Below are 22,567 nucleotides of genomic sequence, written 5' to 3'. Positions count from 1 at the left end.
CCTTACTCCCCCGCCAACGGGTGAGCAGGTCGCTTCCCAATCCGATCGCAGAGGAGCGTGCCCATGAGCACTCGCAACCTGCGTCGAGGACTGGTCGCCCTGCTTGCCGCGACCCTGTCCATCGGCGCTTTCCATGTCCAGGCCGAAACCCTACGGATCGGCTACCAGAAATACGGCACGCTGGTGCTGCTCAAGGCCCGTGGCACGCTGGAGCAGCGGCTTGCCGGGCAGGGCTTCGACGTTCAGTGGACGGAGTTCCCTGGTGGTCCGCAGCTGCTGGAAGGGCTCAACGTCGGCTCCATCGACTTCGGCGTGACCGGTGAAACCCCTCCGGTGTTCGCCCAGGCCGCCGGTGCCGATCTGCTCTACGTCGCCCATGAGCCGCCGGCGCCCAGTGGCGAGGCGATCCTGGTGCCGAAGGACTCGCCGATCCGCTCGGTGGCCGAGCTCAAGGGCAAGAAGATCGCGCTGAACAAGGGCTCCAATGTGCACTACCTGCTGGTCCGCGCGCTGGAATCGGCGGGGCTGCAGTACCGCGACATCCAGCCGGTGTACCTGCCGCCAGCCGATGCCCGCGCCGCCTTCGAGCGCGGCAGCGTCGATGCCTGGGTGATCTGGGATCCGTTCCAGGCCGCCGCCGAGGCGCAGCTGCAGGCGCGCACCCTGCGCGACGGCCAGGGGCTGGTCAGCAACCATCAGTTCTACCTCGCGGCGCGCCCGTTCGCCGAGCGCAATCCCGCGGTCATCAGCACCCTGATCGGTGAAATCCGTGATATCGGCCGCTGGGTCGAGGCCAATCCGGACCAGGCCACCGAGCAGGTGGCGCCGCTGCTCGGCCTGTCCCGCGAAATCACCCGCAAGGCGGTGATCCGCCAGGGATACGGTGCCCGGCCGATCACGCCAGAGGTGGTTCGTGCCCAGCAGCGCATCGCCGACACCTTCGCCGAACTCAGGTTGATTCCACGAAAGCTGGTCATCCAGGACGCGGTCTGGGCGGCGCCAAAGAGCATCGCCCAGTACCCGGAATAACCCTCCTTGCCCTCGGTTCGCCCGACGAACAAAACGGAGTTCTACCCATGAGCCTCAACATCTTCTGGTTCCTGCCCACCCATGGCGACGGCAAGTACCTCGGCACCAGCGAAGGCGCCCGCGCCGTCGACCACGGCTACCTCGGCCAGATCGCCCAGGCCGCCGACCGCCTCGGTTTTGGCGGCGTACTGATTCCCACCGGCCGCTCCTGCGAGGATTCCTGGCTGGTGGCTGCCTCGCTGATCCCGCTCACCCAGCGCCTGAAATTCCTCGTCGCACTGCGCCCGGGGATCATTTCGCCCACCGTGGCGGCGCGCCAGGCGGCAACGCTGGATCGGCTCTCGGGCGGTCGCGCGCTGTTCAACCTGGTCACCGGCGGCGACCCGGACGAGCTGGCCGCCGACGGCCTGCACCTGTCCCACGCCGAACGCTACGAGGCCTCGGTCGAGTTCACCCGCATCTGGCGTCGCGTGCTGGAAGGCGAAACCGTCGATTACAACGGCAAGCATCTGCAGGTCAAAGGCGCCAAGCTGCTCTACCCGCCGATCCAGCAGCCGCGCCCGCCGTTGTATTTCGGGGGTTCATCCGACGCCGCGCACGAGCTGGCCGGGGAGCAGGTAGACCTGTACCTGACCTGGGGCGAGCCGCCGGCCGCGGTGGCCGAGAAGATCGCCCAGGTACGCGAGAAGGCCGCCAGGCTCGGACGCACGGTGCGTTTCGGCATTCGCCTGCACGTGATCGTGCGCGAGACCGACGAAGAAGCCTGGGCGGCCGCCGAGCGCCTGATCAGCCACCTCGACCAGGACACCATCGACCGCGCCCAGGCCTCCCTGGCGCGCTTCGATTCGGTCGGCCAGCAACGCATGGCCGCGTTGCATGGCGGGCGGCGCGACCGCCTGGTGGTGGCGCCGAACCTCTGGGCCGGTGTCGGCCTGGTTCGCGGCGGCGCCGGCACCGCGCTGGTGGGCGACGGCCCGACCGTGGCGGCACGGGTCAGGGAGTACGCCGATCTCGGCATCGACACCTTCATCTTTTCCGGCTACCCGCACCTGGAAGAGAGCTATCGGGTCGCCGAGCTGCTGTTCCCGCATCTGGACATCGCCCAGCCCGAGCGCCCGGCGAGCCGTGGCTATGTCAGCCCGTTCGGCGAAATGATCTCCAGCGACATCCTGCCGAAGGCGGCGGCAGCGAGTTGAGTCGGCGGGGTGGGCTGAACCCGGGCCTACGGGGTAAGCCCCCGCCCCTGCGGTCGGCCTGTGCACATCGAGCCGCTGGCGAAAGCCACCGACCGCAAACCTTACGTCAGCGAAATTCGAACATACGGACCATAAGCATGACCTTTATTTCTCTTGGCCGGCGTCTGGCGCCGTGGGTCTTGCCGGTCGCGCTGCTGGCGGCCTGGCAGGGCGCGGTGGTCCTCGGGCTGTTGTCCACCCGCATCCTGCCGGCGCCCAGCGCTGTGCTTGCGGCCGGCTGGGAGCTGCTCGGCAGCGGCGAGCTCTGGACCCATCTGGCCATCAGCGGCTGGCGCGCCGGCGTCGGCTTCGCCATCGGCGGCGGCATCGGCCTGCTGCTCGGTTTCATCACCGGTTTGTCGACCTGGGGCGAGCGTCTGCTCGACAGCTCGGTGCAGATGATCCGCAACGTGCCGCACCTGGCGCTGATCCCGCTGGTGATTCTCTGGTTCGGCATCGACGAGAGCGCAAAGGTCTTTCTCGTTGCGCTCGGCACCCTGTTCCCCATCTATCTGAACACCTACCACGGCATCCGCAACGTCGACCCGGCGCTGGTGGAAATGGCGCGCAGCTACGGACTCAGCGGATTCGCCCTGTTTCGCCAGGTGATCCTGCCCGGCGCGCTGCCGTCGATTCTGGTTGGCGTGCGCTTCGCCCTCGGCTTCATGTGGCTGACGCTGATCGTCGCCGAAACCATCTCCGCCAGCGCCGGCATTGGCTACCTGGCGATGAACGCCCGCGAATTCCTGCAGACCGACGTGGTGGTGCTGGCGATCCTGCTGTACGCCGTGCTCGGCAAGCTGGCCGACGTCGCCGCCCGTGGGCTGGAGCGCGTCTGGTTGCGCTGGCATCCGGCCTACCAGGCCAGGGGAGGTGCGCAATGACCGCGCTGCACAGCATCCGTCAGGGCATCCCGCTGGCGATCGAAGGCATCGGCAAGGCCTTCGGCGCGCGCGAAGTAATCCGGGGCATCGATCTGAACATCCCGGCCGGCCAGTTCGTCGCCGTGGTCGGCCGCAGCGGCTGCGGCAAGAGCACCCTGCTGCGCCTGCTGGCCGGCCTCGACCAGCCGAGCCGGGGCGCGTTGCTGGCCGGCAACGGTCCGCTGTCCGCCGCCCATGACGATACCCGGCTGATGTTCCAGGACGCCCGTCTGCTGCCCTGGAAGCGGGTGATCGACAACGTCGGCCTGGGCCTTTCCGGCGACTGGCGGCCCAGGGCGCGCGAGGCACTGGCCGCGGTCGGCCTGGCCGATCGCGCCGGCGAATGGCCGGCGGCCCTGTCCGGTGGGCAGAAGCAGCGCGTAGCCCTGGCCCGCGCGCTGATCCACCAGCCGCGCCTGCTGCTGCTCGACGAACCGCTCGGCGCCCTGGATGCGCTGACCCGCATCGAGATGCAGCAACTGATCGAGCGGCTCTGGCAGCAGCACGGCTTCACCGTGCTGCTGGTGACCCATGATGTGGCCGAGGCGGTGGCCGTGGCCGACCGGGTGATCCTCATCGAGGACGGCCGCATCGGCCTCGACCTGCCGGTCGACCTGGCGCGCCCGCGGCACCGCGGCGATGCGCGTCTGGCGGCGCTGGAAGCCGAAGTGCTCGACCGCGTCCTGCAGCGCCCGGCATTGCCGGAACAACCCGATCCCGTATCCCCCTTGCCCATGCAATTGCGCTGGGCGCTTTAGAGCAGCGGCAAGCGGCAAGCCACAAGCTTCAAGCAAGAGCAGCGCGCTTCTACTTAGAGCTTGCAGCTCGAGGCTTGCCGCTAATTGCGACCCCAGGAGAAATACCATGACCATCAAGGCCATCAACGTACGCAACCAGTTCAAGGGCACCATCGAGGCCATCATCCTCGGCGACGTGCTGTCGGAAATCGACGTGCAGACCGCTGCCGGCATCGTCACGTCGGTGATCACCACGCGCTCGGTGAAAGAGCTGGAACTCGGTGTCGGCAGCGAAGTGATCGCCTTCGTCAAATCCACCGAGGTCTCGATCGCCAAGCTGTAGCATTTTTGTCCGATGGGTTCGCACCGCCGGTCGCAGCTGAGACCCGCGGTACCTGCCGGTGGATGCGAGCCATGACGCGCATGCCTGCTTCGGCGAGCGGGCGACCGCCTTGTCGTTCAGCGGTGGCTGCTGCACAGGCGTTCGGCGACGTGATTCTGTTCATGCACTAGCAGTGAGGCCGCAGACGCATCCTGGCGACATGCTGTCTTGAGGTCGGGGCGTTTCTCGACGCGTTTGTCGGTAACATGCGCGTCACGCTTACCGAGCTTTTATCGAGCAGTCGCTATGGCAAAATCCGGAACGACCGGCACAATCGGCAAGGAACGCCCCGAGGCGACCGACCCCCTGTTCAATCAATCCCTGGAAAAGGGGCTTGCCGTGCTGCGGGCGTTCGATCCCGCGCATCGAACCCTGACCCTGGCGGACATCGCGCGCATCGCCGACATGAGCAAGGCGTCCGCGCAGCGTGCCGTGCACACCCTGACGGTGCTGGGCTACATCGGCCGCGACCCGTACAGCCGGCGCTTGCGCCTGCTGCCGAAGGTGATCGAACTCGGCTTCAACTACCTGGCATCCCACCCCCTGGTACGCCTGGCTCATCCGTATCTCGCCCAACTGGCCAGAACCAGCGGGGAAACCGCCAGCCTGACCGAGCCGGTGGATCAATACATGGTCTACATGTCGCAGATCATGACGACCCAGTCCATCCCGGTACTGACGCCGGTCGGCATGCGGATCCCCATGTATTGCACCAGTTCGGGGCGCGCCTATCTCAGTCGCCACACGGACCAGCAGGCCCGCGAACTGCTCGAGGCGTCGATCCGCGAGGCACGAACCCCGGCGACGCTCACGGACGTGGACGACATTCTGCAGACCATTCGCACCTGCCGGCAGGTGGGTTATGCGCTCAATTGCGAAGAGCTGTTCCTGGGCGACATGGGCATCGCGGCGCCGATCATCGATCGCTACGGCGAGGCAGTCGGCGCCGTGCACCTGGCGCCGCCGACCAGCCGCTGGAGCCTGGAGGAGGTGACCTCGCGCCTCGCTCCATTGGTAATCGAGTGTGCCCGGGGCATTTCCGAGTCGCTCGCGCACTGATGAGGGGCATGGGCGGGGCCTGACGAAGCGCCACTTGCGCGATCACCCCTTGGGTACGGCGGGGCTGTCCACGTCGATTCGGCTCGGAAGGGCCGGATTCCCTCGTTTTTGGATCGATAATCGATAACTCAAAATCGATTGGCATATAGGTTGCTTCGGCAGATGTCGGTTAGGTTCCCTTTTGATGAGGTCTTCCGATGAGCATGAAGCTGCCGAAACAAACCCCGGCGACCGCGCTTTCCCGATTCGCACTGGCACTATCCCTGGCGATTGGTTGCACCACCGCTGCCGAGGCCGCGGAAAAGGTCCTTCGCATCGGCATGACGGCCGGCGACATCCCCCGCACCCTGGGCCAGCCGGACCAAGGCTACGAAGGTAACCGCTTCACCGGCATCACCCTGTACGATTCGCTGACCCAATGGGACCTGAGCTCCGGCGACAAGGCGAGCGTGCTGATCCCGGGGCTGGCCGAGTCCTGGTCGGTCGACCCGGCAGACCAGACCAAGTGGATCTTCAAGCTGCGTCCCGACGTGACCTTCCATGACGGCTCGCCGTTCAACGCCGACGCGGTGGTGTGGAACGTGGACAAGGTGCTGAACAAGGATGCGCCGCAATACGACCCTTCGCAGATCGGTGTCACCGCCTCGCGCATGCCGACGCTACGCTCGGCGCGCAAGGTCGATGAACTCACCGTCGAGCTCACCACCTCCGAGCCGGACTCCTTCCTGCCCTACAACCTGACCAACCTGTTCATGGCCTCGCCGAGCCACTGGCAGGCCAAGGCAGACGCACTGCCGGCCTCGGTCGCCGACCCGGCCGCACGCAGTCAGCAGGCCTGGGCGGCCTTCGCCGCCGACTCGTCCGGCACCGGGCCGTTCAAACAGGCCAGGTTCGTACCCCGCGAACGCCTGGAGATCGTGGCCAACACCGATTATTGGGACGCCAAGCGTCGGCCGCAGATCGACCGCGTCGTACTGCTGCCGCTTCCCGAGGCCAGCGCCCGCACTGCCGCACTGATGTCCGGCCAGGTCGACTGGATCGAGGCGCCCGCGCCGGATTCGATCGATGCGATCAAGGCGCGCGGCTACAAGCTTTATTCCAATCTCCAGCCACACCTGTGGCCCTGGCAATTCTCGCTGTTGCCCGAGTCGCCTTTCCATGACAAGCAGGTACGCCAGGCCGCCAATCTCTGCGTCAACCGGGAGGAGTTGAAGGCGCTGCTCAGCGGCCAGATGGAACCGGCCACCGGCGTCGTCGAACCGGGCGACCCCTGGCGCGGCAACCCGAGTTTCCAGGTTCGCTATGACGTCGCCGCCGGCCAGAAGCTGATGCAGGCCGCCGGCTATTCGGCGTCCAAACCGGCGAAGGTGAAGGTGCAGACCTCGGCCTCGGGTTCCGGCCAGATGCAGCCGCTGCCGATGAACGAGTACATCCAGCAGAACCTCAGGGACTGTTATTTCGATGTCGAATTCGACGTGCTGGAATGGAACACGCTGTACTCCAGCTGGCGTCTGGGTGCCAAGGACCCGGCCGCCCACGGTGCCGACGCCACCAATGTCAGCGCCGCGGTCATGGATCCATTCTTCGCCATGGTCCGCTTCGTCAGCAGCAAGGCGCTGCCGCCGGTTTCCAACAATTGGGGGTATTACATCGACGAGAAGACCGACGCCCTGGTCGAGAAGGCCCGCACCACCTTCGACGAGCAGGCGCGCAACGAAGCCCTGGGTGAACTGCACGCGAACATCGTCGACGAGGCGCCGTTCCTGTTCGTTGCCCATGACGTCGGGCCGCGTGCGCTCTCGGCGAAGATCGGCAATGTGGTGCAGCCCAGGAGCTGGTTCATCGACATCGCCACCATGACCCTGGACTGATCGCCGCCAGGCGACGTCCAGTCCGCGCTGCGGCACAGGGAGCAGCCGCAGCGCCCCCATCGAGAGGCCCCCACGATGATTGGCTATCTTCTTCGCCGGCTGGGCTATGCGCTGCCCATCATGCTCGGCGTGTCCTTCCTGTGCTTCATGCTGGTCTATCTGGCACCGGGCGACCCGCTGGTTTCCATCCTGCCGGCCGATGCTTCCGCCGAGCTGCAGAAACAGATGATGCAGCTCTATGGTTTCGACAGGCCCCTGATCGAGCAATTCGTACGCTGGTTGTGGCGGGCGCTGCAGGGTGACCTGGGCCATTCGATCGCCACCAGCCGGCCGGTGGTCGACGAGGTGTTCAAGGCGGTGGGCAATACCCTGATGATCGCCGTGCTGGCGACTCTGATCGGCTTCACGCTGGGCGCGCTGTTCGGCTTCGTTGCCGGCTATTTCCGCAACTCCTGGGGCGATCGGCTGGCGTCGTTCGTCTCGGTGATCGGTGTCAGCCTGCCGAACTACTGGCTGGGCATGGTGCTGGTGATCGTGTTCTCCGCGCAATTGATGTGGCTGCCGGCCACCGGCGCCGGGCCGGGCGGCTCGGGTAGCTGGACGTGGGACTGGGAACACGTCCAGTACCTGATCCTGCCGGCGCTGACCATGTCCTTCATTCCCATGGGCATCGTCGCCCGTACCGTCCGGGCGCTGGTCGCCGACATCCTGTCGCAGGAGTTCGTCGTCGGCCTGCGGGCCCGGGGGCTCGGCGAGTGGGGCGTGTTCAAGCACGTGGTGAAGAATTGCGCACCCACGGCCCTGGCGGTGATGGGCCTGCAGCTCGGCTATCTGCTGGGCGGCTCGATTCTCATCGAGACGGTGTTTTCCTGGCCGGGAACCGGCTTTCTGCTCAATCAGGCGATCTTCCAGCGCGACCTGCCGCTGTTGCAGGGGACCATCCTGGTCCTGGCGCTGTTCTTCGTGGCGCTCAACCTGCTGGTGGACGTGCTGCAAACCATCTTCGATCCACGCATCGAGAGGGGCTGACCATGACCGCTGCCACGTTTACCGACACCCGCGGCAGAACGCCGGTGGTGCGCTCGCGCGGACACGGCGCCAACGTGCTGCGCCGCTTGCTGCGCAACCCCGTGGCGATGATCGCCGCCACCATCATCCTGCTTCTGGTGCTGATGGCGATCTTCGCGCCCTGGCTCATGCCGGCCGACCCTTACGCCACTTCCATGCTCAAGCGCCTGAAGCCGATCGGCACCGAGGGCCTGCCGCTCGGCTCCGATGAGCTGGGGCGCGACCTGCTGTCGCGGCTGATGCTCGGCGGCCGCCTGTCGCTGTTCATGGGCATCGCCCCGGTGGTCATGGCTTTCATCATCGGCGGCGGCATCGGCATCCTCGCCGGTTACGCCGGCGGCTGGCTCAACACGGCGATCATGCGCTGCATCGACGTGCTCTATGCCTTCCCTTCGGTGCTGCTGGCCATCGCCCTGTCCGGTGCGCTGGGCGCCGGCATCACCAACGCGTTGGTGTCGCTGACCGTCGTGTTCATCCCGCAGATCGCGCGGATCGCCGAAAGCGTCACCACGCAGGTGCGCCGCAGCGACTACGTCGATGCCGCACGCGCCTCTGGCGCATCGTCGCTGCTGATCATCCGCAAGCACGTGCTCGGCAACGTAATCGGCCCGATCTTCGTCTACGCCACCAGCCTGATCTCGGTCTCGATGATCCTCGCTTCGGGCCTGTCCTTCCTCGGCCTGGGAGTCAAGCCGCCACAACCGGAATGGGGACTGATGCTCAACACCCTGCGCACCGCCATCTACACCCAGCCCTGGGTCGCGGCGCTGCCGGGGCTGATGATCTTCATCACCTCGGTGTCCTTCAACATGCTGGCCGATGGCCTGCGCTCGGCGATGGAGGTCAAGCAATGAAGCCAACGCATTCGGCAAGGGACCCGCGAGACCTGGGCGGACCACGCCAACCGCTGCTCAGCGTGCGCGAACTGAAGAAACATTTCCCCCTGAAGAAGACCGGCCTCGGCCTGCGCGGCCCGCGCCTGGCGGTGCGTGCGGTGGATGGCATCAGCTTCGACATCCTCAAGGGCGAGACCCTCGGCGTGGTGGGCGAGTCGGGCTGCGGCAAATCCACCACCGCCCGGCTGCTGATGCAGTTGACCCCGCAGGATAGCGGCGAGCTGGTGTTCGACGGACTCAGCCTGGGCTCGCCGGGACTGTCGTTGCGCGATTACCGGCGGCAGACGCAGATGGTCTTCCAGGACAGCTATTCCTCGCTCAACCCGCGCATGACCGTCGAGGACTCCATCGCCTTCGGGCCGACGGTGCACGGCGTGTCGCAGCGTGAGGCCCTGTCCCGCGCCCATGACCTGCTGGCGCGGGTCGGGCTGGAGCCGGCGCGCTTCGCCGGCCGCTATCCCCACGAACTGTCTGGCGGCCAGCGCCAGCGGGTGAACATCGCCCGCGCCCTGGCGCTGGAGCCGCGCCTGATCATTCTCGACGAATCGGTGTCGGCGCTGGACAAGTCGGTCGAAGCCCAGGTGCTCAACCTGCTGCAGGACCTCAAGCAGGCCTTCGGGTTGACCTACGTGTTCATCAGCCACGATCTGAACGTGGTGCGCTATATGTCCGACCGGGTGCTGGTGATGTACCTCGGCGAGGTGGTGGAAGTGGCGAGTGCCGACGCGCTGTTCGAACAGCCGCTGCACCCCTACACCGCTGCACTGTTGCGTTCGATGCCCACTACCGACCCGCTGCGGCGTACCGAACAGGCACCGCTGTCCGGCGATCCGCCGAACCCCATCGACCCGCCGTCCGGTTGCCGCTTCCATACCCGCTGCCCGGACGCCCAGGCGATCTGCCGTACGCGCACGCCGGTGTTCGGCGAGGCCATGCCGGGGCGCAGTGTCGCCTGCCTGAAATACGAACCCGGCTCCGGTTACGCAGCCTCGACCATTGCGCTGAAGGAGGTGACCCATGCCTGACATGCAGACGGCACACAGCCCGATGATCCGCTTGCACGATCTGCAGGTGGAGTTTCGCGTGCCTGGCAAACGCGTCCAGGCGGTCAATGGGGTGAACCTCGAAGTCGGCCCGGGCGAGGTGGTTGCCCTGATCGGCGAATCCGGTTCCGGCAAGAGCGTGACCCTGCGCGCCCTGATGCGTCTGCATCCCGAGCGCACCACCCATTACGCCGGCACCCTGGAAGTCGCCGGCCGCGACGTGCTGAAAATGGGCAAGCGCGAGCTGGCGCAACTGCGCGGCAGCAGCGTCGCGATGATTTTCCAGGAGCCGTTGCTCGCCCTGGACCCGGTGTACACCCTGGGTCAGCAGATCACCGAGGCGATCCGCCAGCATGCGCCGGTAAGCAGGGCCGAAGCCCGGGCACGCGCCCTGCGGCTGTTCGAGAAGGTCCGCATTCCGAGTCCCGAGCGGCGCCTCGATGCCTACCCCCACGAGATGTCCGGCGGCATGCGCCAGCGGGCGATGATCGCCCTGGCCCTGGCCTGCGAACCGCAGGTGCTGCTGGCGGACGAACCCACCACCGCGCTGGATGCCACGGTGCAGATCCAGATCCTGCTGCTGCTGCGCGAACTGCAGCGGGAGCTGGGGTTGTCCATCGTCTTCGTCACCCATGACATCGGTGCTGCGGCGGAGATCGCCGATCGCATGGCGGTGATGTATGCCGGGCGCATCATCGAGCAGGGGCCGGCCGCCGAACTCCTGACCCGGCCGCGCCACCCCTATACCCGCGCACTGCTGAAGAGCCGCAGCGAGGGCGCCATGCAGAAAGGTCGCCGGCTGGACACCATCCAGGGCGCGCCGCCGGACCTGTCCCGGCTGCCGGCCGGCTGCGCCTTCGCCGAACGCTGCGCCTTTGCCGCCGAGACCTGTCTGGGGGGACAGCCCGAGGAGACCCGCGTCGGCCCCGAACACAGCGTGCGGTGCTGGCGGCTGGACGAGCTGCCCGCGCAGGGCGGTCCCGTCCAGCGGGCCGAACCGGTGAACGGATGATCCCTTCCGGCGGCCGGCAACGGCCGCTGCCCCTTTCCCTGACAGCCTGACGGTGCGACTGCCATGACGACCCCTGCACACTGCTACCTGCCTTACCCCGACGCGCCGGTCGCCTCCGGTGACGGTCCCCTGGCGGACCTGGAATTTTCCGTCAAGGACATCTTCGACCTGGCCGGCTACCCTACCGGCTGCGGCAACCCGCACGCGCTGGCGCGCTCCGGGATCAAGACCACCACCGCACCGACCGTGCAAAGGCTGCTCGACAGCGGCGCGCGCTTCACCGGCAAGACGCTGACCGATGAGCTGGCGTTCTCGATGAACGGCAAGAACGCCCATTTCGGCACCCCGCGCAATGGCGCGGCGCCGACCCGTATTCCTGGCGGCTCCAGCTCGGGCTCGGCCTCGGCGGTCTCCAACCGTCTCTGCGACTTCGCGATCGGCACCGATACCGGCGGCTCGGTGCGGGCGCCGGCCAGCCACTGCGGCCTGATCGGCCTGCGTCCGACCCATGCCCGCATCAGTCTCGAAGGCTGCATGCCGCTGGCGCCCAGCTTCGACACCTGCGGCTGGTTCGCCCGCGAGATCGACTTGTTCGCCCGTGTCGGCGAGGTGCTGCTCGGCGAGGACAGCATGCCGCTGCCCGCGTCACCGCGCCTGCTGCTCGCCGCCGACGTCATGGAGCAGGTCACGGTCAGCGCGCGGGCGACCACCGCCGAACTGCTGGGTCAGCTGGCGGCGGCCTTCGATACCGGGCTCGAGCCGGTCGCGAGCGCCTTGTTGCCGGCCAACGAGCTGTACTGGGCGTTCCGCCATATCCAGGGCATCGAGGCCTGGCAGAGCCAGGGCGAGTTCCTCTGTCGGCACGACGTGCAGCTCGGCCCGGGAGTGAAGGAGCGCTTCGCCTGGTCCAGCACGCTCGACGAGGAACAAGTGGCGCCGTATCGAACTATCCGCGCCGAATTCAGCCGCCGCTTCGATGAGCTGCTTGGCCACGATGGCGTACTGGTGATGCCGACCATGCCCGACGTGGCCCCGCTGCTGAGCAGCGACGAGGCCACGCTGGAGGACTATCGCAACCAATCCATCCGCATGCTCTGCCTGGCGGGACTCGCCGGCTGCCCGCAGATATCCCTGCCGCTGATGCAGCTGTCCGGTGCACCGCTGGGGCTGTCGCTGATCGGCCCGCGCGGCTCGGACCAATCCCTGATCGCTCTGGCCCGCCGCTTCACGGCCTGAGCGGCGCGCTTTTCATTTGCCCTATCACCTGGAAGACTCCCATGACCCCGCACATCGATTCCAACCGTCTCTGGCAATCCCTCATGGACCTGGCGAAAATCGGCGCCACCGACAAAGGCGGTGTCTGTCGCCTGGCGCTGACCGAGCTCGACCGCCAGGGCCGCGAACTGTTCGTCGGCTGGTGCCGCGAGGCCGGCCTCTCTGTCCGGGTAGACGCCATCGGAAACATCTTCGCCCGGCGTGAAGGCACCGACCCGACACGGCGCGCCATCGCCATGGGCAGCCACATCGACACCCAGCCGACCGGCGGCAAGTTCGACGGCAATTTCGGTGTGCTCGCCGGCCTCGAGGTGCTGCGCACACTCAACGATCACTGTATCCAGACCGCGGCGCCGCTTGAGGTGGTGGTCTGGACCAACGAGGAAGGTTCGCGCTTCGTGCCGGTGATGATGGGCTCGGGCGTATTCACCGGCGCCTTCGGTCTCGAGCACGCGCTGGTGCAGAAGGACATCGACGGCGTGAGCGTAGCCGACGCACTGACGCGCATCGGCTACGCCGGCACGCAGATGCCCGGCGAGGTACCGGGCGGCATGTTCGCCGCCTATTTCGAGGCACACATCGAACAGGGCCCGGTGCTGGAGGCGCACGGCCTGCCCATCGGCGTGGTCCCCGGCGCGCTGGGCCAGCGCTGGTACGACGTTACCGTGACCGGCATGGAGGCGCATGCCGGCCCGACCCCGATGCAGCAGCGTCACGACGCCCTGCTGGCCAGTGCCCACCTGATCCAACGCATCAACCGGATTGCCCTGGAGCACGCCCCGCATGGCCGGGCCACGGTTGGTTTCATGCAGGTATCGCCCAACTCGCGTAACACCATCCCCGGTAGCGTGACCTTTTCGGTCGATTTCCGGGCGCTCGACGACGACGCCCTTTCCGCCATGGATGCCGAATTGCGCGATGCCTGCACGACCCTGGAAGCCAGCGATGAGCGCCTGACGATCCAGGTCGAGCAGGTGGTGTACTTCCCGCCCTGCCATTTCGACCCGGCGTGCATCGCCAGCGTGCGCGAAGCGGCCGAGGCGCTGGGGCTGGACAACATGGAAGTGGTCAGCGGCGCCGGCCACGACGCGGTCTACCTGGCCGACGTGACGCCCACCGCGATGATCTTCGTACCGTGCCGGGACGGTATCAGCCACAACGAGATCGAGCATGCCGAGCAGGCGCACATCGCCGCGGGTGCCGACGTGCTGCTCAACGCAGTGCTCAGGCACGCGCGCTAGGGGTTGTTCCCCGTTTCATCGCGAACTGCGTTGCAGCGCCAAATGGCGCCAGGTCGGACGGCGTTCCGCAGGCGCGGGACGCCGCTGGGGCTGAATCTAGCCCATGATGAGGTGCTCGGCCATCGGAGCTCGAAGGCGCCGATCAGCGCAAGAGAAGCGGTGACCAAAAAGCCCACAAATGAAAAAGGCCCACCTTGCGGTGAGCCTAAGTCGTTGATTTCTATGGTGCGGCACCAGGAGTCGAACAGTAGGGCTTAAGACCACGTAGATACGGCGATAAAGCCTGTTTATGTCGTTCATGTATACCTAAACGTATACCCATCGGTTGACGCACATCCGTACTCGAAGGACCCGGCGTCCGGATTAGATAACGAGACTTGAGTGGTGTCATTGTCCCGCTATTAGCATTTGTATATAAGGGCGCGGAACTGTCAATCGAAGTGGCCTAAGGCCTACGTACTGACAAATATGCCAAGGAGGCGATCCGATGAAATGTTTCACCATCCTATGTGCACTCGCAGCGGCCATGCTGCTTTCAGGATGTGTCTCCGACCCTTGGATGAAAGACGTTTCGGTGAGGTTGCCGGCGACTTCGTTTGATAACCAAGACGAGCAAATTCGCATTGGCTACCTAGCACGGTATCTGGCGGACGCGGATGCGCGGGCCCGCATAGAGAGCCGTGTCTTAGAAACGGAGTATGTGCGGCAATGGGATGCAGTTGATCATTCAACATTCACATCCATGTCGGCAGATTTGGCTGTGGGGCAGTTTGGCTCGGCAGCAGGTGATGCGTTGGGCGCCTCTGTTCTAGTGCTCGGAATGCTGAGCGGAGACGGAAGCCTGAAGTATATCAGCCAGGCATTTATGCCTGATGAATTCGATGGCAAGCCGTTACGTACCTCTGAAGAGGTACGGGGCGCGCTGATGACAATGATGGATCGCCGCCTGCAGTCGGTTGCTGGAGCGCTGAACGCTAAGCTCGCTTGCTTCTACGGGTGTGAATCATCAAGCCGGATTTACCGCATGGTCCTCGGTGGGCAAGTGTTGGCGAGCCGTTATCCGTACCTGCCAGAGCAATTTCTTGTGGCGGTGAATATCGGAGAAGTTGAAGCTGTTACGTCGACCGACCCTATCAGCGCATTGGTCGGCTTCCCTGTGAAGTGGAAGACCCAGCAGGGAAACAGTGCTTCTGTTCGGATGTTCGACAAACCGGCCTTGCTGACCAGGGGGGCTCTCGAAATCGCTAGGGACAGTAATGGGTTTGTTAGTCCAGTAGGTTGGCGATCCATGGACCATACGACGATTGGCACGCAAATTATAGCGACGCTTTACGCCTCTCCTCATTTGATATGGGGCGCGCAGCGTGGGCTTCCGAACCGGATCTTCTACAACGGCCACGCGTACGGCTTCATATCTAATGGGCGCCCTGAGTTCGTTAACAAGCGCCTCTCAGTGCCACTCCTCCCAGTCACCGGGCCCGCACTTGATACGAAGCGATAGTCTCACGACTTGCTAGTTCATCTTGATAGGCCACCATCCGCTTGAATGGCTTGTCGGGAGAGAATACATGCGGGATTTTTCATTGCGGCTCAATGAGATTTTGGAGATGGCCGAGCGGACGCCAGGCTTCTTCGAGGTGGAAATAAGCTTTTGCATCAGGCTGCACGAGGGAAACGAGAGTTATTTTCTGCGCCTGGTCTCTGACGCTGATAGCTTGGAAGTGCCACATCAAGCTTGCTTGGCTTCGCCGTCTACCAATAGCTGGTTCTAGGAGCTGGCATGATTAAGCAGCTATTAAGAGCATGGCTACGGCCTAAAAGTATCGGTGAAGGATATATAACAATCATTTACCCTCAGCGAGGTCGAGGCGTGGTCATCCATGACACGCTTACCAAGGGGTCAACGTACAGCGGGTCCGGCATCGCCTACGCTGAAGAGCTTGAAGAGCTTGAAGAGCTTGAAGAGCTTGAAGAGCTTGAAGAGCTTGAAGAGCTTGAAGAGCTTGAAGAGCTTGAAGAGCTTGAAGAGCTTGAAGAGCTTGAAGTACTCAAACCAATGTTTGAGTTCAACCCGGCGACAGGCCTCCCAATGGTCAGCGATTGCTTCGATGCTGGAGGGAACGCGTTCGGCTTCGGGGATGATTGAGCAGTAGTCTGTGAAGACACAGTCCGAAGCCGACAGTAAAAACGTGAAGTTCCTCTTGTTCTTAGTGATAATCCGAGCTTGCTCTGCTTGGATGGTTACGCCTCATGGAACTGATCGACAACATCAACGCGCTGCTCGGCGAGGATCTCAAGGGCCAGCTCAAGCCCGGTGCCAAGCTGAAGATCGCCGCCTCCTGCTTCTCGATCTACGCCTATGTGGCATTGAAGAAGGAGCTGGAGAGCATCGACTCCCTGGAGTTCGTCTTCACCTCGCCAACCTTCGTGCCCAGCGAAGCCAGCGACAAGCTGAAGAAGGAGCAGCGCGAGTTCCACATCCCCAAGGCTGAGCGCGAGCGCAGCCTCACCGGCAGTGAGTTCGAGATCCAGCTGAAGAACAAGCTCACCCAGAAGGCCATTGCCCGCGAGTGCGCTGACTGGATTCGGCGCAAGGCGACCTTCCGCTCCAACAGAGGCCAGGCACCGATGCAGCCGTTCATCGGAGTGAAAGGCCAGGCAGGCGATGCCGTCTACATGCCGGTGCAGGGCTTCACCGCCGTGGACCTGGGCTACCAGAGGGGCAATGCGCTCTCCAACATCGTCACCCGCTTCGACGAACCGGCCCACACGGGCATGTTCCTCAACCTGTTCGAGCAGATCTGGAACGACCCGGACAAGCTGGAAGATGTCACCGCGTGCCTCTGCGAGCACATCGCCTCGGTCTATCAGGAGAACGCGCCCGAACGCATCTATTTCCTGATGCTCTACAACATTTTCCGCGAGTTCCTGGAGGACGTCAGCGAGGACGTGCTGCCCAACGAGCTCACTGGCTACCAGGACACCCTGATCTGGCAGAAGCTGTTCAACTTCCAGCGTGATGCGGCGACCGGGCTGATCAACAAGCTGGAAACCTACAACGGCTGCATCCTGGCCGACAGCGTGGGCCTGGGCAAAACCTTCACCGCGCTGGCCGTGATCAAGTACTACGAGCTGCGCAACAAGTCCGTCCTGGTGCTCTGTCCGAAGAAGCTGGCCGACAACTGGCTGAACTACAACCAGAACCTCAAGACCAACATCTTCGCCAAGGACCGCTTCAACTACGACGTGCTGTGTCATACCGACCTCAGCCGTACCCGCGGCACCTCGCTGGGCATTCCGCTGGACCGGGTCAACTGGGGCAACTACGACCTGGTGGTGATCGATGAGTCCCACAACTTCCGCAACAACGACGCCTACAAGGACAAGGAAACCCGCTACCAGCGGCTGATGAACCAGGTCATCCGCCAGGGAGTGAAGACCAAGGTGCTGATGCTCTCGGCCACCCCGGTCAACAACCGCTTCAACGACCTGAAGAACCAGCTGGCCCTGGCCTACGAAGGCGACAGTGAAGCGCTGAGCAAGCGCCTGCGCGGCGACCAGGACATCGAGCAGATCTTCCGCCGCGCCCAGGCCGCCTTCAACGCCTGGTCCAACCTGCCAGCAGAGAAGCGCACCGCCACGGCGATCCTCAACAGCCTCGATTTCGACTTCTTCGAGCTGCTCGACAGCGTGACCATCGCCCGCTCGCGCCGGCACATCGAAACCTTCTACAACACCGCCGAAATCGGCCGCTTCCCCGAGCGCCGCAAGCCGCTGTCCTTCCACTGCCCGCTGACCCAGCGCGGTGACGTGATCGGCTTCAACGAGATCTTCGACCAGCTCTCGCTGCTCAAGCTCGCCGTGTATGCGCCGGTCAGCTACATCCTGCCCAGCCGGTTGAAGAAATACGAAGAGCTGTACGACACCCAGACCGAGGGCGGGCGCGGCAAGCTCAAGCAGGCCGACCGCGAGAAGAGCCTGCAGGCACTGATGACCACCAACCTGCTCAAGCGCTTGGAAAGCTCGGTGGAAGCCTTCCGCCTGACCCTGCAAAGCCTACAGGCCAGCCATCGCAACGCGCTGGAGAAGATCGCCAACTTCCGCAAGACCGGCCTGGAGAGCGGCTTTGCCGACGTCTCGGCGGCCTTCGAGGACGTCGATTTCGACGATGACAGTCTGCCGGTACCGGGCGACTTCAGCATCGGCAAGAAGATCACCATCAACCTGGCTGACATGGATTTGCCCTCCTGGGAGCAGGATCTGCAGACCGACCTGCTCTACATCGACGAACTGCTCGGCGAGATGCGCAAGGTCACCCCGGCCGACGATGCCAAGCTGCAGCACCTAAAAACTCAGATCGCCAGCAAGCTCGCCTCACCGATCAACCCCGGCAACCGCAAGGTGCTGATCTTCACCGCCTTCGCCGACACCGCCAATTACCTCTACGACAACCTGGCCAGCGATCTGCAGCGCCACCACCAGGTGCATACCGGCAGGGTCACCGGCAGCGATGCGCCCAAGTCGACTCTCGGCAACATGCCCGGTAGCCGGCAGAGCTACGACTTCCAGGGCCTGCTGACCCTTTTCTCGCCACGCTCCAAGGAGAAAGCCGCGATCTACCCGGACGAGCCGCGGGAAATCGACATCCTGATCGGTACCGACTGCATTTCCGAGGGCCAGAACCTGCAGGACTGCGACTACCTGATCAACTACGACATCCATTGGAACCCGGTACGCATCATCCAGCGCTTCGGCCGGGTCGACCGGATCGGCTCACAGAACGCAAGCATTCAATTGGTCAACTACTGGCCAGACATCAGCCTCGATGAGTACATCAACCTCAAGGAGCGAGTGGAAAACCGCATGATGATCGCCGACGTCACCGCGACCGGCGACGACAACGTGCTCAACGCCCAGGCCAACGACGTGGCCTACCGCAAGGAGCAGCTGCGCCGCCTGCAGGACGAAGTGATCGAGATGGAAGACCTCAAGACAGGCGTTTCCATCACCGACCTCGGGCTCAACGATTTTCGCATGGACCTGCTCAACTACATCAAGCAACACGGCGAGCTGGACCACCTGCCCAATGGTCTGCATGCCGTGGTGCCGGCGCATCCCGAGGTGAGCCTACTGCCCGGCGTGATCTTCACCCTGCGCAACCGCAACCATAGTGTGGACATCAACCAGCAGAACCGCCTCTACCCCTACTACCTGATCTACATCGGCACCGATGGCCGGGTCATCAGCGACCACACCGAAGCCAAGCGCCTGCTGGACCTGGCCCGTAGCGCCTGCAAGGGTTACAACCAGCCGATTGCCGAAGCCTACCAACGCTTCAACCAGGCCACCGATGATGGCCGCCAGATGCAGGCCTACTCCAACCTGCTCGATCAGGCCATTCGCGCCATGATCGAGGTGCAGGAAGAGAAGGACATCGACAGCCTGTTCAGTGGCGGCCGGACCACCGCGCTGTGTGACAGCATTACCGGCCTTGACGACTTCGAGCTCATCGCTTTCGTCGTGGTCATCTGAACCCCGCTCCTTGCCTTCATGGATGAATCCAAATGAAAAAAACACTCGCCGCAGCCATTCTTTCCGGCCTGTTCGCCACGGCGGCGACCGCCAGCACCGTGCCGTCCGAAGCGGACATCAAGCGCCAGGCCCTCGCGGTTGCCTACAAGCATGCCGAGAGTATTGGCTGCACGGACCCCGAGTACGTGAATCAGGAATTCATGACCCTGGTACCCTGGGCGGACTTGTACGACAGGGAGCTGGCCGAGTATGCCGTCATCTGGAACGGTGACATTGGCTGTGCCGGAGGCAGCGGCACGACCGGCGTCCACCTGTCGATCGTCAAGGTCGGCGCAGGCAACACCTTCTATGTAGACCCACACAAGTCGTCGCCGGTGACCGAGTTCGAGTTCTACTCCAGCACGGGGTACGATGCCGTGGTGGCCAATACCGAAGATGTGATCGTCATCGACGGTCGGGACTATGCCGAGAACGATGGCCGCTGCTGCCCGAGCTTGAAGGTGCGCTACACCCTCAAGCGCAATGAGCAAGGGCACTGGAAACTGTTCAACAAGAAGGCCATCTAGGCCCGTTCGTCGGCATGAGCCTCATGAGCTGCGTACAGTTGTTCAAATTTCCGGAAAAGGCCAGGTTCGACCGGGTGATACCGAAGTCGAAGATCTACGAACGCGCCGAGCCGGACAGCGCCCTGCGTGACAAATTCGTCAGCCAGGTCGAACAGATCCGCTGGGCCTACAAGCTGGCCCCCGAGACCCTCAATCTGCCGGCGACTCGCACGGTCAGCGAGATCCAGGTGTTCCACATTGAACTGCGCAGCGCGAGGTTGGATCATGCCGTGCTGCGCGCCATTGACAAGGCCATCCCGTTACCGTTGCTCTTCGAGCTGAGCTACCACAGCCAGATCAAACTGACCGCGGCCTGGAAGCGCCCGAGCGAAGCCAACAGCAGCCACTGGGTGGTGGGGAACTACTTCGAGAGCGAGTGGCTGCCGGAAGACTCGCCCCGCCAGCCACTGCCCGTGGTGCTGGACATGGCCGCTCTCTATGAGCGGCTGCTGAGCCCATTGGTGGCGGGCCACAGTCAGCCGGAGCCCATGCCTGTCTCCACCGGAGAAGCGCCTGCCCCGTACTCAACCACAGTGCAGGTCGCTGCTGGCTCGGTCAGCCTCAGCCTGGAGCAACGTATTTCCCTGGCCGAGCGCATCGCCGCCCAGAGCAAGGAGATCGAGCGGATCAAGGCGCGCCTTGGCCGCGAAAAACAGTTCAACAAGCGCGTAGCCATCAATGCCGAGCTGCGCGATGCCAGACAGGAATTGGAGCGGCTGACCCGTCAGCAGGCCGCTGCCGCACAACATTGAGAGAGACCCGATGGACAAACTGAAGATGCACAGCCCCGACCTGAGCCAGGAGAACATCGCGAAGATTCGCGAGCTGTTTCCCGGCTGCGTGACCGAGGCTCGGGACGACAAGACCGGCAAGCTGCGTCTGGCGGTGGATTTCGACCAGCTCAAGCAGGAACTGAGTGACCATATCGTGGAGGGGCCGCAGGAGCGCTATCGGCTGGACTGGCCGGGGAAGCGGGAAGCTTTGATAGTTTCAAATACGCCAATTGGGAAAACACTCCGCCCTGCGGAGAGCGAAAGTGTCGACTTCTCAAAAACCCGGAACCTACTCATTGAGGGAGACAATGCCGATGCGCTGAAACTGCTTCAGGAGAATTATCTTGGCAAGATAAAGCTTATCTATATTGATCCTCCGTATAATACGGGAAGTGATTTCATCTATGAGGATCGCTTTGCGCAGGGGGCTCAAAGGTACTTGGAGGAATCTCTTCAGAAAGACTCCGAGGGTAATCGGTTAGTATCAAATACAACTGCAAATGGCCAATTTCATTCCGACTGGCTATCAATGCTATATCCGCGAATTAGATTGGCAAAGAAGCTGCTATCTGATGATGGGGTGATTGTAATAAGCATTGATGATGGTGAGGTCAGTAATCTCCGTATCGTTTGTGATGAGGTGTTTGGGCGGGATAACTTTATTGCGCAGTTTGCTTGGAAATCTCGTGTCAGCGAGGATACTAGGGCTACTACTGGGGTATCAACGGATCATGAGTATCTTGTCTGCTACTCTCGCGGAGATAGTGCGCGCTTTCGCGGAACCGAGAAAGACTTTGACAAGTTCTCGAACCCAGATAACGACCCGCGTGGGCCTTGGAGGTCCGCAGATCTAACTGGTCTAGCTACCAGGGATGCAAGGCCAAACTTGCATTACGACCTAGTTGATCCAGAGACGGGAATTAACTATGGGTGCCCGCCTAAAGGGTGGCGCTATGAGCCTAAAACAATGAGCCTAAAGATCCAAGAAGGGCGCATTATATTTCCTGAGAACGCTGAAGGCAGGCCCCGGCATAAACTTTTCCTTAATGAAATGAAGAGCCTATTCAAGAACATTTCATCCGTTCTGAGTGGCTTCAGTACTGCCGATGGGACCAGGGAGTTAAATTCACTAATGGGAGGGGTTGCATTTACCTTCCCCAAGCCAACAGCCCTCATTCAGCTTTTTATTGAGCAGCTAACAGAGTGCGGAGATGTTGTTGTCGACTTTTTTGCTGGCTCAGGAACTACAGCGGACGCCGTATTCAAGCAGTGCGCAGCAGATGGGCATTCGAGAAGCTTTATCTTGGTTCAGCTTCCGGAGCAGCTTGATCGCGAAAACTCAGTTCAAGGTACTGCTGCTAAACTTTGCGACACACTTGGGGTTCCTAGAAATATCGCTGAGCTCACAAAAGAACGAATCCGCCGTGCTGGCAAGAATGTCCTCGAAGGCAATTGTCACCCCGACTGGAATCGTGATGTCGGCTTCCGCGTCCTCAAGGTCGACACCTCCAATATGAAGGACGTCTACTACCGCCCGGATCAGCTGTCGCAGGCCGACCTGTTCGAGTCGGTGGACAACGTCAAGCCTGACCGTACCGCAGAAGACCTGCTGTTCCAGGTGCTGGTGGACTGGGGCGTGGACCTGACCCTGCCGATCCGCCGCGAAACCCTGCACGGCAAGACGGTGTTCTTCGTCGACGACAATGCGCTGGTCGCCTGCTTCGATCAGGGCATCAGCGAGGAGCTGGTCAAGGAGCTGGCCAAGGTTGAACCGCTGCGCGTGGTATTCCGCGACAACGGCTTTGCTTCCGATGCGCTGAAGATCAACGTCGAACAGATCTTCCGTCAGCTGTCGCCGAGCACTGAAGTCAGGACGCTTTGACGGA

19 protein-coding genes are annotated in these 22,567 nt (G+C 63.2%); all 19 read left to right on the top strand.

Annotated features, from left to right (window positions below; genetic code table 11):
• Positions 1 to 63 precede the first annotated feature (63 nt).
• The 19 genes from P5703_RS20890 (at position 64) to P5703_RS20800 (ending at position 22,563) form a co-directional block, all read left to right on the top strand.
• On the top strand, positions 64 to 1,029 hold the full coding sequence (locus P5703_RS20890) for a sulfonate ABC transporter substrate-binding protein (protein WP_014595503.1): 966 nt from the start codon (positions 64 to 66) through the stop codon (positions 1,027 to 1,029).
• Between the two features lie 47 nt (positions 1,030 to 1,076).
• The gene (ssuD, locus tag P5703_RS20885) at positions 1,077 to 2,225 is read left to right on the top strand and encodes an FMNH2-dependent alkanesulfonate monooxygenase (protein WP_285589517.1); all 1,149 of its coding nucleotides are present in this window, start codon (positions 1,077 to 1,079) and stop codon (positions 2,223 to 2,225) included.
• Between the two features lie 137 nt (positions 2,226 to 2,362).
• A complete protein-coding gene (ssuC, locus tag P5703_RS20880; RefSeq protein WP_285589515.1) occupies positions 2,363 to 3,148 on the top strand; it encodes an aliphatic sulfonate ABC transporter permease SsuC in 786 nt (261 codons plus the stop codon).
• Positions 3,145 to 3,945, top strand: a complete 801-nt coding sequence (ssuB, locus tag P5703_RS20875; RefSeq protein ID WP_279641145.1) for an aliphatic sulfonates ABC transporter ATP-binding protein — start codon at positions 3,145 to 3,147, stop codon at positions 3,943 to 3,945. Before ssuC ends, ssuB begins: the two co-directional genes overlap by 4 nt.
• A 106-nt stretch (positions 3,946 to 4,051) precedes the next feature.
• Complete coding sequence (locus P5703_RS20870; RefSeq protein ID WP_042921314.1) at positions 4,052 to 4,267, top strand: TOBE domain-containing protein; 216 nt, start codon at positions 4,052 to 4,054, stop codon at positions 4,265 to 4,267.
• 285 nt (positions 4,268 to 4,552) lie between these two features.
• Complete coding sequence (locus tag P5703_RS20865) at positions 4,553 to 5,365, top strand: IclR family transcriptional regulator (RefSeq protein ID WP_042921313.1); 813 nt, start codon at positions 4,553 to 4,555, stop codon at positions 5,363 to 5,365.
• Between the two features lie 197 nt (positions 5,366 to 5,562).
• Positions 5,563 to 7,236: an ABC transporter substrate-binding protein gene (locus P5703_RS20860; RefSeq protein WP_260465663.1), complete on the top strand. Its 1,674-nt coding sequence runs from the start codon at positions 5,563 to 5,565 to the stop codon at positions 7,234 to 7,236.
• A 75-nt stretch (positions 7,237 to 7,311) separates the two neighbouring features.
• Positions 7,312 to 8,265: an ABC transporter permease gene (locus tag P5703_RS20855; protein WP_042921310.1), complete on the top strand. Its 954-nt coding sequence runs from the start codon at positions 7,312 to 7,314 to the stop codon at positions 8,263 to 8,265.
• Between the two features lie 2 nt (positions 8,266 to 8,267).
• The gene (locus P5703_RS20850; RefSeq protein ID WP_042921309.1) at positions 8,268 to 9,158 is read left to right on the top strand and encodes an ABC transporter permease; all 891 of its coding nucleotides are present in this window, start codon (positions 8,268 to 8,270) and stop codon (positions 9,156 to 9,158) included.
• On the top strand, positions 9,155 to 10,225 hold the full coding sequence (locus P5703_RS20845) for an ABC transporter ATP-binding protein (RefSeq protein ID WP_042921306.1): 1,071 nt from the start codon (positions 9,155 to 9,157) through the stop codon (positions 10,223 to 10,225). The genes P5703_RS20850 and P5703_RS20845 overlap by 4 nt, the downstream gene beginning before the upstream one ends.
• Positions 10,218 to 11,255 carry an ABC transporter ATP-binding protein gene (locus P5703_RS20840; protein ID WP_235989075.1) on the top strand — a complete coding sequence of 346 codons (1,038 nt, stop codon included), beginning with the start codon at positions 10,218 to 10,220 and terminating at the stop codon, positions 11,253 to 11,255. Before P5703_RS20845 ends, P5703_RS20840 begins: the two co-directional genes overlap by 8 nt.
• Positions 11,256 to 11,318: 63 nt before the next feature.
• Entirely contained in the window at positions 11,319 to 12,491 is a 1,173-nt protein-coding gene (locus P5703_RS20835; RefSeq protein ID WP_042921304.1) for an amidase, read from the top strand.
• Positions 12,492 to 12,532: 41 nt separating this feature from the next.
• Complete coding sequence (locus P5703_RS20830) at positions 12,533 to 13,771, top strand: Zn-dependent hydrolase (RefSeq protein WP_042921303.1); 1,239 nt, start codon at positions 12,533 to 12,535, stop codon at positions 13,769 to 13,771.
• A gap of 487 nt (positions 13,772 to 14,258) precedes the next feature.
• A complete protein-coding gene (locus P5703_RS20825) occupies positions 14,259 to 15,272 on the top strand; it encodes a hypothetical protein (RefSeq protein WP_279641146.1) in 1,014 nt (337 codons plus the stop codon).
• A 279-nt stretch (positions 15,273 to 15,551) separates the two neighbouring features.
• Positions 15,552 to 15,917, top strand: coding sequence for a hypothetical protein (locus tag P5703_RS20820; RefSeq protein WP_279641147.1), 366 nt, complete (start codon positions 15,552 to 15,554; stop codon positions 15,915 to 15,917).
• Positions 15,918 to 16,021: 104 nt separating this feature from the next.
• Positions 16,022 to 19,303, top strand: a complete 3,282-nt coding sequence (locus P5703_RS20815; protein WP_279641148.1) for a helicase-related protein — start codon at positions 16,022 to 16,024, stop codon at positions 19,301 to 19,303.
• Between the two features lie 32 nt (positions 19,304 to 19,335).
• Positions 19,336 to 19,869, top strand: a complete 534-nt coding sequence (locus tag P5703_RS20810; protein WP_279641149.1) for a hypothetical protein — start codon at positions 19,336 to 19,338, stop codon at positions 19,867 to 19,869.
• Between the two features lie 23 nt (positions 19,870 to 19,892).
• On the top strand, positions 19,893 to 20,660 hold the full coding sequence (locus P5703_RS20805; RefSeq protein ID WP_279641150.1) for a DUF4391 domain-containing protein: 768 nt from the start codon (positions 19,893 to 19,895) through the stop codon (positions 20,658 to 20,660).
• A gap of 10 nt (positions 20,661 to 20,670) precedes the next feature.
• Positions 20,671 to 22,563, top strand: a complete 1,893-nt coding sequence (locus tag P5703_RS20800; protein ID WP_279641151.1) for a site-specific DNA-methyltransferase — start codon at positions 20,671 to 20,673, stop codon at positions 22,561 to 22,563.
• Positions 22,564 to 22,567: the final 4 nt, after the last annotated feature.

This window comes from Stutzerimonas sp. FeSN7, assembly GCF_030263795.1.
GTDB classification, from domain to species: domain Bacteria; phylum Pseudomonadota; class Gammaproteobacteria; order Pseudomonadales; family Pseudomonadaceae; genus Stutzerimonas; species Stutzerimonas stutzeri.
Note: the sequence above shows the minus strand (reverse complement) of the source record. Positions and strands in the feature narration are given on the sequence as shown.

What these genes read in the sequence shown, in the direction of transcription:
- ssuD (WP_285589517.1), top strand. Translation starts at nt 1,077, where the DNA reads ATGAGCCTCAACATCTTCTGGTTCCTGCCCACCCATGGCGACGGCAAG.
- P5703_RS20805 (WP_279641150.1), top strand. Translation starts at nt 19,893, where the DNA reads ATGAGCTGCGTACAGTTGTTCAAATTTCCGGAAAAGGCCAGGTTCGAC.
- ssuC (WP_285589515.1), top strand. Translation starts at nt 2,363, where the DNA reads ATGACCTTTATTTCTCTTGGCCGGCGTCTGGCGCCGTGGGTCTTGCCG.
- P5703_RS20845 (WP_042921306.1), top strand. Translation starts at nt 9,155, where the DNA reads ATGAAGCCAACGCATTCGGCAAGGGACCCGCGAGACCTGGGCGGACCA.
- P5703_RS20815 (WP_279641148.1), top strand. Translation starts at nt 16,022, where the DNA reads ATGGAACTGATCGACAACATCAACGCGCTGCTCGGCGAGGATCTCAAG.
- P5703_RS20850 (WP_042921309.1), top strand. Translation starts at nt 8,268, where the DNA reads ATGACCGCTGCCACGTTTACCGACACCCGCGGCAGAACGCCGGTGGTG.
- P5703_RS20870 (WP_042921314.1), top strand. Translation starts at nt 4,052, where the DNA reads ATGACCATCAAGGCCATCAACGTACGCAACCAGTTCAAGGGCACCATC.
- P5703_RS20835 (WP_042921304.1), top strand. Translation starts at nt 11,319, where the DNA reads ATGACGACCCCTGCACACTGCTACCTGCCTTACCCCGACGCGCCGGTC.
- P5703_RS20890 (WP_014595503.1), top strand. Translation starts at nt 64, where the DNA reads ATGAGCACTCGCAACCTGCGTCGAGGACTGGTCGCCCTGCTTGCCGCG.
- P5703_RS20830 (WP_042921303.1), top strand. Translation starts at nt 12,533, where the DNA reads ATGACCCCGCACATCGATTCCAACCGTCTCTGGCAATCCCTCATGGAC.
- P5703_RS20820 (WP_279641147.1), top strand. Translation starts at nt 15,552, where the DNA reads ATGATTAAGCAGCTATTAAGAGCATGGCTACGGCCTAAAAGTATCGGT.
- P5703_RS20800 (WP_279641151.1), top strand. Translation starts at nt 20,671, where the DNA reads ATGGACAAACTGAAGATGCACAGCCCCGACCTGAGCCAGGAGAACATC.
- P5703_RS20855 (WP_042921310.1), top strand. Translation starts at nt 7,312, where the DNA reads ATGATTGGCTATCTTCTTCGCCGGCTGGGCTATGCGCTGCCCATCATG.
- P5703_RS20860 (WP_260465663.1), top strand. Translation starts at nt 5,563, where the DNA reads ATGAGCATGAAGCTGCCGAAACAAACCCCGGCGACCGCGCTTTCCCGA.
- P5703_RS20825 (WP_279641146.1), top strand. Translation starts at nt 14,259, where the DNA reads ATGAAATGTTTCACCATCCTATGTGCACTCGCAGCGGCCATGCTGCTT.
- P5703_RS20840 (WP_235989075.1), top strand. Translation starts at nt 10,218, where the DNA reads ATGCCTGACATGCAGACGGCACACAGCCCGATGATCCGCTTGCACGAT.
- P5703_RS20865 (WP_042921313.1), top strand. Translation starts at nt 4,553, where the DNA reads ATGGCAAAATCCGGAACGACCGGCACAATCGGCAAGGAACGCCCCGAG.
- ssuB (WP_279641145.1), top strand. Translation starts at nt 3,145, where the DNA reads ATGACCGCGCTGCACAGCATCCGTCAGGGCATCCCGCTGGCGATCGAA.
- P5703_RS20810 (WP_279641149.1), top strand. Translation starts at nt 19,336, where the DNA reads ATGAAAAAAACACTCGCCGCAGCCATTCTTTCCGGCCTGTTCGCCACG.